Raw genomic sequence first — 12,487 nt, 5'->3', positions numbered from 1 at the left:
CACTATGAAGAAAAAGAAAATCAACAAAGAATCGAAGCAGAAAGAATCCAAAGATTCATCTGCAAAACATAAATCATCCAAGGTTTCGGGTGGCAAACATAAACATCCGGGTGCAAGTCATCGTGGTGTTATTGATATTACAAGAAGCGGTATGGGTTATGTTACTGTGGTGGACATGGAACGTGATGTCATTGTTCGTCCGCAACATTTTAATACTGCACTGCATGGCGATACAGTTGAAGTGCAGATCACCAAAAGTGGTGGCGGCGGCGGAAGAGTGGAAGGAGAGATCGTCCGTATCATCGAACGGAAACAAACGCAATTCATTGGCCGCATCAGTATCCAAAAGAATTACAGCTTTTTTATTCCGGAGACAGACAGGCCAATGCCCGATCTGTTTATCCCAACAGATAAGTTGAATGGCGCAGTGAATAATGATAAAGTAGTGGTGAAACTAACGTCATGGGATAAGGCCAAACGTGTACCTGAAGGTGAAGTGCTTGAACTGGTGAAACAGGAAGCTGAGAACGATATTGCCATGAAGCAAATCTTGCTGGGTGCAGGTTTCAATTTAAGTTTTGATGATGAAGTGATGGAGCAGGCCGAACGTTTTCCTGATGGTGTGAGTGACGCCGAAGCAAAGAAGCGCCGGGATTTTCGTGATGTATTAACGTTTACGATTGATCCTGTTGATGCAAAAGATTTTGATGATGCGCTCTCCATTAAGAAAAATGCAAATGGTTTATATGAGATTGGTGTACACATTGCTGACGTAAGTTATTATGTTGAGCCGGGAACAAAACTCGATGATGAAGCGTATGCGAGAGCTACATCTGTGTACTTACCTGATCGTGTATTGCCCATGTTGCCCGAGCGTATTTCGAATGAATTGTGTTCGCTTCGTCCGAAAGAAGATAAGTATACGTTCTCTGCCGTTTTTCAAATGACTGATAAAGGCGAGATCAAAGATGTGTGGCTGGGAAGAACAGTCATTCATTCCAATCATCGCTTCAGCTATGAGCAAGTGCAGGAAATTATTGAAGCAGGTGGTGAGGGTTTGTATGGCGATGAAATTATGTTGCTCAACACCCTTGCACAAAAGATGCGGAAAGAGCGTTTCAAAAAAGGAGCGATTAATTTCTCCTCGCAGGAAGTGCGTTTTGTGTTAGATGAAAACCGTAAACCGATCGGTATTACCATTAAAGAAAGTAAAGAAGCGCATCAGCTGATTGAAGAGTTTATGTTGCTGGCAAATAAACATGTGGCAGAGTTTATTGGTAAGATCACGGTAAAAGAGAAACCTGTTCCGTTTCCTTACCGTGTACACGATACACCCGATGAAGCAAAACTTGGTCCGTTTATGGTATTCGCTAAAAAATACGGGCACACGTTTGATGTATCATCGCCGCAACGTATTGCCGAATCGTTTAACCAGATGCTGAAAGATGCACATGGTAAACCTGAGCAGCATGTATTGGAAGCGTTGGGCATCCGCACCATGGCCAAGGCCGTTTATACTGCTGAGAATATCGGTCACTATGGTCTGGGTTTTGAACATTACTGTCATTTCACTTCACCCATCCGTCGTTATCCTGATGTATTGGTGCATCGTGTGTTGCAGCAATGTCTGGATAAACAACCACAGATCGATAAGAAGATGGAAGCGAAATGCAAACATTGCAGTGAGCGTGAACGTTCGGCTATGGAAAGCGAACGTGCTGCCAACAAATACAAACAAGTGGAATACATGAGCCAGTTCCTTGGTGAAGAGTTCGAAGGGGTGGTGAGTGGTGTCGCATCGTTTGGCTTCTGGGTTGAAACTGTTGCACATAAATGCGAAGGCTTGGTGAGTTTATTTTCGCTGAGTGATTTTGATGATTTCAGACATATGGAAGAAGATTATTGCCTGGTGGGTAAACGCAGCGGTCGCAGTTTCAGAATGGGTGATAAAGTAACGATCAAAGTAGTGGCAGCGAACCTGGAAAAGCGTCAACTTGATTATGAATTGGTATTGGGGCATATTGATTCTACTGAGAAAAAAGTATTGCAGCCAACGAAGTTTCAGCATCCGAAGAAGAAGAGAGGGAAGAAGTAGGAGGTTAATGTCGGATTCAGGATGTATGATTTCGGATTGGCGTAGCACATTGGTCGGCACGGCTGTAGGCCGTCAGACCATTTCAAGTCTTTTGTTTATCAAAAAATATCAACCAGCGGTCTGACGGTCTGTGACCGTACCGACCAACACCTGAGTTGCATCATAACCATACTTCATTATCTTGCATGCGTTCATAAATCAGACATCCTAAATCATACATCAGAGATCAAAAGCTATGCAGTCGTTTGAGCAATTACTAAAGCAGTTCGAAGAATATTTTAACAAGCGTCATTTTCCCAATGAACCGGCATCGTTGTATGATGCGGCACAGCATATCCTCAGCATTGGTGGTAAGCGTGTGCGTCCTGTTGCTGTGTTAATGGGCAACGAGTTGTTTGATGAGATCAAGTCTGATGCCTGGCAGGTAGCAACAGCCATTGAGCTGTTTCATAATTTTTCGTTGATCCACGATGATATTATGGATCAAGCTCCACTGCGCAGAGGTAAACAAACCGTGCATTCGATTCATGGAGTTAACACCGCTATTCTTGCAGGGGATGTTGCATTAACTATGTCGTACGATTATCTGGGCAGGGTAGAAGGCGATGTGAAACCTATTCTTGCATTGTTCAATAAAACTGCACTGGAAGTATCGGAAGGTCAGCAGATGGATATGGATTTTGAAAAGAGAGAAACAGTTCATCTCGATGAATATGTACGGATGATCGAATTAAAAACATCGGTACTCTTAGCAGCGAGTTTAAAGCTTGGTGCAATGATCGGCGGAGCAAGCATTGGTAATACAGATCACATTTATCAATTCGGTCGCAACCTCGGTATCGCCTTCCAGGTGCAGGACGATTATCTTGATTGCTTTGGTGATCCGGTAAAGTTTGGTAAACAGGTTGGTGGCGATATCAAAGCCAATAAAAAAACCTTTCTAATGATCCATGCATTGGAAACAGCTTCTGCTGCACAACAAAAACAGTTGAAAGAACTGATGCAAAATAATCCTGCTGATAAAGTGGAACAGGTAGTTGCAATTTTTAAATCAGCAGGTGTGGATGAATGGGCGATGCAGTTAAAAAATCAATACTTGGAAAAAGCCATGCAGCATTTAGAAGATATTGCGGTACTGAATAAACGAAAAGAGCCACTAAAACAACTTGCTCAATTTTTAGTGCAGCGTGAGTATTGATCTTTCGGTAATCATCGCTCACAAGCCGAAATAGCACACTAATGTGTAAAATTGCTTCACTTATTTATGTTCTTGATTTTGCAGTGTTTTTTTTGTCTGATGGACATTGCAAAAACAGCTGAAAAGAATGTACTTAGAAAGGCAAAAAAGGTTCAGCAAAACTTCGCTGACAGATCATTTTGCACTATCATTGTTCCGCCCGTTAATCATGACCGGAATAGTAACCAAAACCATCCTTACTTTTTTTCTCCTGTTCATTTCGCTGACATTAAACGCACAGCTGAATGCGGAGTTCTCTATTACAAACGGGCAAGGTTGTGTTCCTTTAAAAACCTCCTTCAGTAATCTCTCAACCGGCATTTCGGCAAGCACAGTTTATAGCTGGAATTTTGGAAACGGTAATTTGTCTTCGTTAAAAGATCCGTCAGCAGTTTTTTTAACGGAAGGTTCTTACACTGTTACATTAACGGTTAAAGATGGTAATCAGACTTCAACTAAAACAAGAGAAGTGAAAGTGTACAAAAAGCCGCAGGCTGATTTTACATTTTCAAGTGTAAAGGGATGTTCTCCGCTAACGGTTACATTCAACAGCACATCTATTGCGGGTGATGGTATCATTAATTCTTATTTCTGGGATTTCGGTGATGGTTCAACACAACAAACATATTCACCCACAACAACGCACACCTATCAGATCAAACAAAAAGCATCAGTAAGTCTGACGGTGGTAAATCAATACGGTTGTTATAACACAATTGTGAAGAATGATATTATTGATGTGCTCGATCCCTTGACTGCAGACTTTGAAGTTGATCAGGCCATTCTTTGCCGTATTACAGATGAAGTACAGTTTACAAACAAAAGCGCAGGGCCGGGAGTATTAAGTTACGGGTGGGATTTTGGAGATGGAACTACTTCTGCCGAAAAAGACCCCAAACATGTTTTTGCACAAAAGGGCGTTTATTCTGTTAAATTAACTGTTACTACAGCAGATGGTTGCAGCGTAGTAAAGTCAAAACAAAATCTGGTAAATGTTGCTTCCTTCAAATCGGATTTTACACTGAGTGGTACCGATATCTGTACAGGTAATGCTTTACAGCTGACAGCCTCAAGTGCGCCGGCTCCAACACAATCGTTGTGGTACATGGGCGATGGATCTGTTTATAATGAATTGTACGGGTTGTCTTACTATTACACGCAAAAGGGCAGTTATGATATTAAGCTGGTAAATACTTTTGGAACCTGTAAAGATTCGGTAACCAAAACTGTTAACCTGAAAGAAGGAGTGTGGCTGCGTGGCTTTGTAGATTCGTTGATTGATAAATGCGGCGCTCCTGCCAGAATGCAGTTCAGAGATACCACCCCTGGCGCAATAAAATGGGACTGGTCTTTTGAATACGATTATTATAACCAGGTTGTTAATTCAACTATTCAAAATCCTGTTCACACTTATCCCAGGAATATCACTTACAATGTGTTTTTAAAAGTTAGTAATGCAGAAGGCTGTAGCAGCACCATATCGAAATATGTTTCTGTTGCCAGTGCACTGGTTGAAATAAGGGTACTTTCTTCCAGTACGTATCCTTTTTATTCATGTATACCGTATACAATAAAATTTACCACATCTTCAAGTGAGCCGATTGCCACTTATAAATGGATTTTTCCCGATGGAAGTACTTCAACCGACCCAACACCCGAATATTTGTTTTCAGCAGTTGGCACACACAATGTTTTTTTAAATTATACAACTGTAAGCGGTTGTTCAGGCACTGTACAGTATAACAATATCCAGGTATTACCGAAGCCGGTTGCTGATTTCATTTCAATGCAAGGAACGGATATATGCGGAAACTCACTTACACAGTTTAAAAATTTGTCAACGAATATGTCGGGTTTTGGTGAGTGGTTCATCAATGGAGAAAAAACCATCAGCATTGACCCTTATTTTGGGAAAGATCTTTTTTACAAATTCAAGGCTGAAGGAAAATACAGCATCAGTTTAGTTGCAACAAATAATTATTGCAGGGATACGATGACTAAGATCGACTACATTACAGTGAAAGCACCCTTTGTTTATTTTGATTCGATTTATCCTGATTGCAGCGGAACAGGTGGAGATATAACATTTACCGAAAAGTCGGAAAATGCAACAGGCTGGCGCTGGGATTTTGGCGATGGCAGTACTCCCGTAAACTACACAACATACCAGTCGCAAATAAAACATACCTATACTGCAACGGGAATATATTACGTCAAGTTAAGTGTTACAAACGGAAGTTGTACAGTAACCGATTCTGCAAAGGTTACAGTCATTATCAGAAAAAAGCCACAACTAACCGTGAATAAGTCTGATCTGTGCCTTGAAGAGAAACTCAGTTATGCTGTATCCGGACTTGCGGTATCACCATTGGGAAATTATAATTATTTAATTTATCGAGTTGAGTACGAAGACGGATCCGAATACAATGGAGTTAACCGCTATTTTGATATTGACATTACACCCATGACCGGTTATTTGTTAGCCGACTACCTTGATCCTGCAAAAAGTAAACTACGTTTTATTTTATTAAACAAGCTTACCAATTGTTTGGATACCACGAATTATATAACATACAAGGTAAGGGGTGTGCGTGCAAAATTTGAAGTGCAGGTGAGTAACCACTGTTTTAATTTGCCGGTTGTTTTCAATGATACATCAGACATGGCAGGTGTTACACCTATTATTTCCCGTGAATGGAATTTTGGAGATGGACAGTACCAGGCTGCTGCAAACGGAGGATTGGTAACGCATACGTATGCCAGCCCCGGATATTATTATCCAACACTGAAAGTTACCGATGCTTCGGGTTGTACTTCAACAAGCGAATATTACACAGGGTTTGTACAGGTCAACGGTCCTAAGGCTTCGTTTTATACATCCGGCACCAACGTTCCGTTGAATACAACTGTAAATTTTAATAATACTAGCAATACATTTAACACCTACAACACGCAATACAGTTGGGATTTTGGTAATGGTGTAACAAGCACACAGCATTCACCTGCTTATACATTTATAACAGCAGGTACATATACTGTTAAACTCACAGCAAGCGACCCGGTAACAGGTTGCACATCAGAAGCAACGCAGATTATTGTGGTAAGAGATTTTAATTCGGCATTTAATTTCAATACCTCCTTTGTTGGCAATGCAAGTTGTCCGCCGGTGATGGCAAGGTTTAATAATACTTCGGCAGGAGCCGTGCGAGTGAAATGGGATTTTGGCGATGGTACCACTGCTGACAACGTCAATTATCCATCTCATATTTATACCAAAGCCGGTACTTACATTGTTACTTTGTATGTATATGGTTACAATGGACTAACAGGCACCTATACCGATTCTGTAAAAGTGAAAGGCTTGGATGCTGCGATTAAATTCGATCCGAAGGAAACCTGTTCTTCACAACCGGTCAACTTTAATGCATCTGCAACGGGTGTTACCAATTATGTATGGGATTTTGGTGATGGACAATTGTTTTCATCAACCGATAGTAGTGCGGTGCATTCTTATCGTGGGCCGGGTGTTTATAAACCATCGCTTCTTATTACAAATACGGATGGTTGCACAGTTGCTGCGCCATCAACAGAAAAAATCACCATTGATAGTTTGTCGGCTAAGATCAAGGGTATTCCGTTGCAGGCATGTAACCAGGTAAAGATCAATTTCAATGCTGAAGTGTATAGCGTAGGTGCAGCACAAAATCAAAACTTCCTTTCTTATAAATGGAATTTCGGTACAGGTAATGCGGCCGATACAGCAAATACAGCAAATCCTGTTTTTCAATATAGCTCGCCTGGAACTTATACTGTTACTTTACGTGTTACTGCACGTTCAGGTTGTGTAAAAGATGTAACAGAAACAGTTGTTGTAAAAGAATCATCCAAAGGAACAATTACCGCACCATCTGCTATATGCGCAGGTGAAACTGCAACTTTTACTTCTGCTGCAACGATTACCAATGGCGTACAATGGAGCTGGGATTTTAAAAACGGACAAACAGCAACTACGCAAAATCCATCAGCACAAACTTATACTACGGCAGGCAGTTACCCAATTACACTCGTAGTCAACAATCAAGGTTGTTTAGATACAGCGATGCATATCTTAACGGTAAATACATTACCCGTTGTTCAACTATCGCCAACGCAACCAAAAGTTTGTTTAGGCAGCAGTATTCAATTGACTGCAGCAGGTGGAACAGCTTATCAATGGTCGCTTGCTGCCGGACTATCTGATCCAGTATCTGCATCTCCATTTGCTTCACCTTCTGTTTCTACCACATACCGTGTGCTTGTAACTAATCAATATGGTTGTAAGAAAACAGATTCAGTAACCGTAAGAGTAGTGCAGCCGATCAGCATTACCGGAAATAATAATTATTCAATATGCGAAGGCGAATCTGCACAGTTAATTGTTACAGGTGCATCATCTTATAAATGGATCAACAATACGCAAGGGCTTGGTTCAACATCATCAGGTTCAGCAACAGCGTCACCAACTTCAACAACAACTTATACCGTTGTTGGTTATGATGCTGAAAATTGTTTTACTGATACACTGGATATAAATGTTGTGGTTCATCCAAGACCAACAGTAAATGCAGGGCCCGATGTGCAGTCGCTTCCCGGCAACAGCGTACAGTTAAATGCCACAGGAAGTAATAACATCAGCACATGGATGTGGCGGCCACCTGATTTTCTGAGTTGTGTACAATGCCCATCGCCTGTAAGTTCAACGAACAGAACCATCACTTATATTGTTGAAGCAAAGACAGATAAAAACTGTTCAGCTTCCGATTCGGTAACTGTTGAAATACTCTGCAACGGCAGCCAGATATTCATCCCTAATTCGTTTACACCAAACGGTGATGGAAAGAATGACTATTTCTCTGTGCTGGGTAATGGAGCATCGCTCATTAAATTATTTGTGATCTACGATCGTTGGGGAAACAAAGTGTTTGAACGAAAAAATGTTTCGGTTGACGATCCCGCAGCAAAATGGGACGGTAATTATAAAGGTTATCCGGCGCCAATCGGCAGCTTTACATACTCCATCCAACTCACCTGCGATGCCACCGGCGAAAGTTTTGTGCGAAGCGGAACGGTTATCATTATCAGGTAAGGCCGGCAAAAAAATCTATTCTTTCTTTCAATGAAATTTGTGTTTCATCATTTTTCCCTATTTTGAACACCGCAAAAAGCAACTAATATGGCCAACCAGTTATTTCGTAAAAAAAAGATCAATGCTATACTTCCGGATGGTGAGGGTGAAATACATGGCAGTGAAAGTAAATTACACAGGATACTGAATGTACGTGATCTTACTTTTTTTGGTATTGCCGCCGTTATTGGTGCAGGTATCTTTTCAACTATTGGTTCGGCAGCTTTTCACGGCGGTCCTGGTGTTTCATTGTTATTTGTGATCACCGCTATTACCTGCGGCTTTTCTGCTTTGTGTTATGCAGAGTTTGCCAGTCGTGTGCCCGTGAGCGGTAGTGCCTATACTTATGCCTATGTGAGTTTTGGTGAATTGGTTGCATGGATCATTGGCTGGGCCTTGATACTTGAATATGCCATCGGTAATATTGTGGTGGCTATCAGCTGGAGCAGTTATTTTAATAATCTTTTACAGGGATTAAATATTCATTTGCCGTTTTGGTTAACGACCAATCTCACAACTGCAAAGGAAGCATTGGCTGCTGTTAATGCACAATTAGCAACAGGTGCTGCAGCAACTCCTGAAATGCAAACCATCATCAATGGATTTAACAGTGCACCTGATTTAGGTGGAACAAAATTGTTTCTGAATCTTCCTGCATTTTTGATCGTAGCACTCATTACTGCACTGGCGTATATTGGTATGAAAGAAAGTAAAAAGAGTGCGAATGCGATGGTGGTGTTCAAGATCATTGTGATCATTTTCGTTATTATTATTGGGTTCTTTTATGTTGATACAGCAAACTGGAATCCGTTTATGCCGAATGGTTTTACAGGTGTATTGCAGGGTGTGAGTGCTGTGTTCTATGCCTATATTGGTTTTGATGCAATCAGTACTACGGCAGAAGAATGTGAAAACCCGCAACGTGATTTGCCAAGAGGTATGATGTATGCGTTGCTTATTTGTACGATCCTCTATATCCTCATTGCATTGGTATTAACCGGTATGGTGAATTACAGCGAATTGAAAGTTGATGACCCTCTTGCTTATGTATTTGATAAATTGGGTTTGAAATGGATCGGCTATATCATCAGCATCAGTGCAGTGGTAGCTACAACAAGTGTGTTGCTAGTATTTCAATTGGGTCAGCCACGTATCTGGATGACCATGAGCCGTGATGGTTTATTACCAAAACGTTTTTCAAACGTACATAAGAAATATAAGACCCCTGCTTTTGCAACAATTGTAACAGGATTTTTAGTGGGTATTCCTGCTTTGTTTCTTCCTTCATCGATTATGACGGATCTTACAAGTATCGGCACCTTGTTTGCATTTGTATTGGTGTGTTTAGGTGTTTTGTTGTTGCCCAAGCTTCGTGCAGAAGGTTCAGGTAAATTCAAGCTGCCGTATATCAATGCACAGTTTATTCTTCCATTGATCGTTGCCGGTTTTATCTTCCTCTTCCGTGAACGAGTAACAGCTTCGGTTACAAACCTGTTTAATGAAAATCACCAGGAAGTGTTATTCCTGCTCTTTATCATAATCGCAATTGTATTATCTGTATTTACTTTTATTCGGAAATATTCATTGATACCTGTATTAGGCGCATTGAGTTGTTTATACCTGATGATCGAAATTCCGGTGAACAGCTGGTTCTGGTTTTTTGTATGGATGGGAATCGGGTTAGTGATCTATTTTATTTATGGTTACCGCAAAAGCAAATTAGCAACAGAACAAGTTTAGTATGCCAACAAGAAAAATGAAAGTCCGCAAGCGCATTGCGTTAGTGGCACACGATCATAAAAAAACTGATATTATTGATTGGGCTTATTTCAACAGAACTGCTTTATCAAAACATGAACTATTTGCCACGGGCACTACCGGTAAATTGCTCGAAGAAAAACTCGATCGACCGGTAACGAAATTGCTCAGTGGTCCATTAGGCGGTGATCAACAGATTGGTGCATTGATTGCCGAAGGGAAAATTGATATCCTCATTTTCTTTTGGGATCCTATGGAAGCTCAACCGCATGATCCCGATGTAAAAGCATTGCTTCGTTTAGCCGTTACCTGGAATATTCCAACAGCCTGCGACCGGGCAACAGCCGATTTCATTTTTACATCACCGCTTATCCTCGACGATTATACTATTCAGCTGGAAGATTACAGTCAATATCTCAAGCGTAAGATCAAGTAAAAGGCTTTTTTATGTGCAGAATTTGGCTTGCAAAAGCGGGAAAACCGTTGTAACTTTTGCATAGCTTCTTTCACATTTAAAATTTGCCATTATGAATTTCGTACAACGCATGGAAAAATGGGGCGATACACATCACCCTAAATGGATCGATTTCATCCGTATTGTTTTGGGAATCATCCTTACCTTAAAAGGTGTGCAGTTCATCAACAACATGCAACCCTTGGTTGATTTGATTGCTAATAGTGGTTTTCTCGGTTCTTTATCTGCCGGACTTCTTGCACACTATGTAGTGTTTGCACATTTGCTGGGTGGTCTTATGGTGGCCTTTGGTTTACTTACAAGGTTTGCCTGCCTGGTGCAGATCCCCGTTCTATTAGGCGCTATTATTTTCGTAAACATATCGGGCGGTATTTTTCAACCACATTCAGAGTTATGGTTATCTGTGCTTATCCTCATCCTGCTGGTGTTTTTTGTGGTAGAGGGCAGCGGTAAGCTAAGTGTGGATGAATGGATGCGGAAAAATCCTGATGAGCGGCCTCACAAACATAAGTGGGGCTGATGGTTCCAGTGTGGTGTGATTACCCCGGCAATAAATTCTTACAACGATTGTTTGAACAGGATTTGTTGACCGGGGTTATTTTTGCAGCTTAATACGAACATTCGGGTTTACTTCGTGTATAAGATCAAATAAAAAGTAGTGTATGAAATTTCAGATAGGAGATAAGGTATTGTTGCTGCATTCAAATGAGGAAGGTGAAGTGGTTGACATTATTGACAAGAAAATGGTGACTGTTGATGTTGGAGGCGTTCAGTTCCCCGTATATACTGATCAGATTGATTTCCCATACTTCAAACGGTTTACCGAAAAGAAAGCACCGCCACCCAAACAAAAGAAATATGTAGATGATGTAAAAAAAGAAAAGGGTAGTGCCATTAAAGGTTACAATGTTGCCGAAGGGGTATGGATCTCTTTTCTGCCGGTGTTTGATAAAGATATTTTCGATGATGACGTGGTGGAATATTTCCGCATTTATCTCGTGAACAATACTGATACACATTTTAAATTCGATTATCATTTACGCTATACCGGCGAAAGTGAATTTAATCTTCGCAATGAAATTCTTCCGTTCAACGATTTTTATATTCATGATGTGGAATTTGAAAAGCTGAACGATGCACCACGTTTTGATTTTGAATTTTCTTTGGTAACACCTGATAAAAAGAAAGCTGATCATTTTGAAGCATCGCTCAAGATGAAAGCAAAACAACTGTTTCAGCGAATTGAAGAAATGCTCAAAAAACAGGAAGCAAGTTTCAGTTACCTGTTAATGGAAACCTATCCCGATAAAGTGCATACTGATAAAGTTGATCTGCATAAGCTATCAGCAGCCGGGTTTAAAGTGTACGATGCAGGTCAGGCCCGTCAGCATATACCACCGGCACGTTCGGTAGTTGATCTGCATATTGAAAAGATCAGCAACGACTGGAAACATCTCAGCAATTTTGAAATTCTCACGGCACAGTTGCGTGAGTTTGAAAAATATTATGAACTGGCTGTCTTGCACATGCAACCAACACTCATTATTATTCATGGTGTAGGCGAAGGAAAATTGCGGGATGAAATTCATGATATTCTCCGTCTTAAATCAGAAGTAAAATCGTTTGTGAACCAATACCATCCTTTGTATGGTTATGGCGCAACAGAAATTTATTTTCAATACTGATAAAGCTGTTTTCTGCAGGTTGCATCAGTAAAAGGCAGCTCCCTGCATCAATCCAAATTTTTCAAGTATCATT

The 12,487-nt window shown here is 40.8% G+C and carries 7 protein-coding genes; all 7 read left to right on the top strand.

The window, feature by feature from the left end:
- Positions 1 to 4 precede the first annotated feature (4 nt).
- The 7 genes from rnr (at position 5) to H4075_RS12970 (ending at position 12,414) form a co-directional block, all read left to right on the top strand.
- The gene (rnr, locus tag H4075_RS13000; RefSeq protein WP_182801272.1) at positions 5 to 2,095 is read left to right on the top strand and encodes a ribonuclease R; all 2,091 of its coding nucleotides are present in this window, start codon (positions 5 to 7) and stop codon (positions 2,093 to 2,095) included.
- A 235-nt stretch (positions 2,096 to 2,330) separates the two neighbouring features.
- On the top strand, positions 2,331 to 3,293 hold the full coding sequence (locus tag H4075_RS12995) for a polyprenyl synthetase family protein (protein ID WP_182801271.1): 963 nt from the start codon (positions 2,331 to 2,333) through the stop codon (positions 3,291 to 3,293).
- A 208-nt stretch (positions 3,294 to 3,501) separates the two neighbouring features.
- Positions 3,502 to 8,457: a PKD domain-containing protein gene (locus H4075_RS12990; RefSeq protein WP_182801270.1), complete on the top strand. Its 4,956-nt coding sequence runs from the start codon at positions 3,502 to 3,504 to the stop codon at positions 8,455 to 8,457.
- Between the two features lie 87 nt (positions 8,458 to 8,544).
- Complete coding sequence (locus tag H4075_RS12985) at positions 8,545 to 10,236, top strand: amino acid permease (protein ID WP_182801269.1); 1,692 nt, start codon at positions 8,545 to 8,547, stop codon at positions 10,234 to 10,236.
- Position 10,237: 1 nt separating this feature from the next.
- Positions 10,238 to 10,690: a methylglyoxal synthase gene (locus H4075_RS12980; RefSeq protein ID WP_182801268.1), complete on the top strand. Its 453-nt coding sequence runs from the start codon at positions 10,238 to 10,240 to the stop codon at positions 10,688 to 10,690.
- A gap of 91 nt (positions 10,691 to 10,781) precedes the next feature.
- Complete coding sequence (locus H4075_RS12975; protein ID WP_182801267.1) at positions 10,782 to 11,249, top strand: DoxX family protein; 468 nt, start codon at positions 10,782 to 10,784, stop codon at positions 11,247 to 11,249.
- Between the two features lie 142 nt (positions 11,250 to 11,391).
- Complete coding sequence (locus tag H4075_RS12970; RefSeq protein ID WP_182801266.1) at positions 11,392 to 12,414, top strand: Smr/MutS family protein; 1,023 nt, start codon at positions 11,392 to 11,394, stop codon at positions 12,412 to 12,414.
- The last annotated feature ends 73 nt before the right edge of the window (positions 12,415 to 12,487 follow it).

The organism is Lacibacter sediminis (genome assembly GCF_014168535.1).
GTDB lineage: Bacteria > Bacteroidota > Bacteroidia > Chitinophagales > Chitinophagaceae > Lacibacter > Lacibacter sediminis.
This window is presented reverse-complemented; position numbering and strand designations above follow the sequence as displayed.

What these genes read in the sequence shown, in the direction of transcription:
- H4075_RS12975 (WP_182801267.1), top strand. Translation starts at nt 10,782, where the DNA reads ATGAATTTCGTACAACGCATGGAAAAATGGGGCGATACACATCACCCT.
- H4075_RS12970 (WP_182801266.1), top strand. Translation starts at nt 11,392, where the DNA reads ATGAAATTTCAGATAGGAGATAAGGTATTGTTGCTGCATTCAAATGAG.
- rnr (WP_182801272.1), top strand. Translation starts at nt 5, where the DNA reads ATGAAGAAAAAGAAAATCAACAAAGAATCGAAGCAGAAAGAATCCAAA.
- H4075_RS12980 (WP_182801268.1), top strand. Translation starts at nt 10,238, where the DNA reads ATGCCAACAAGAAAAATGAAAGTCCGCAAGCGCATTGCGTTAGTGGCA.
- H4075_RS12995 (WP_182801271.1), top strand. Translation starts at nt 2,331, where the DNA reads ATGCAGTCGTTTGAGCAATTACTAAAGCAGTTCGAAGAATATTTTAAC.
- H4075_RS12985 (WP_182801269.1), top strand. Translation starts at nt 8,545, where the DNA reads ATGGCCAACCAGTTATTTCGTAAAAAAAAGATCAATGCTATACTTCCG.
- H4075_RS12990 (WP_182801270.1), top strand. Translation starts at nt 3,502, where the DNA reads ATGACCGGAATAGTAACCAAAACCATCCTTACTTTTTTTCTCCTGTTC.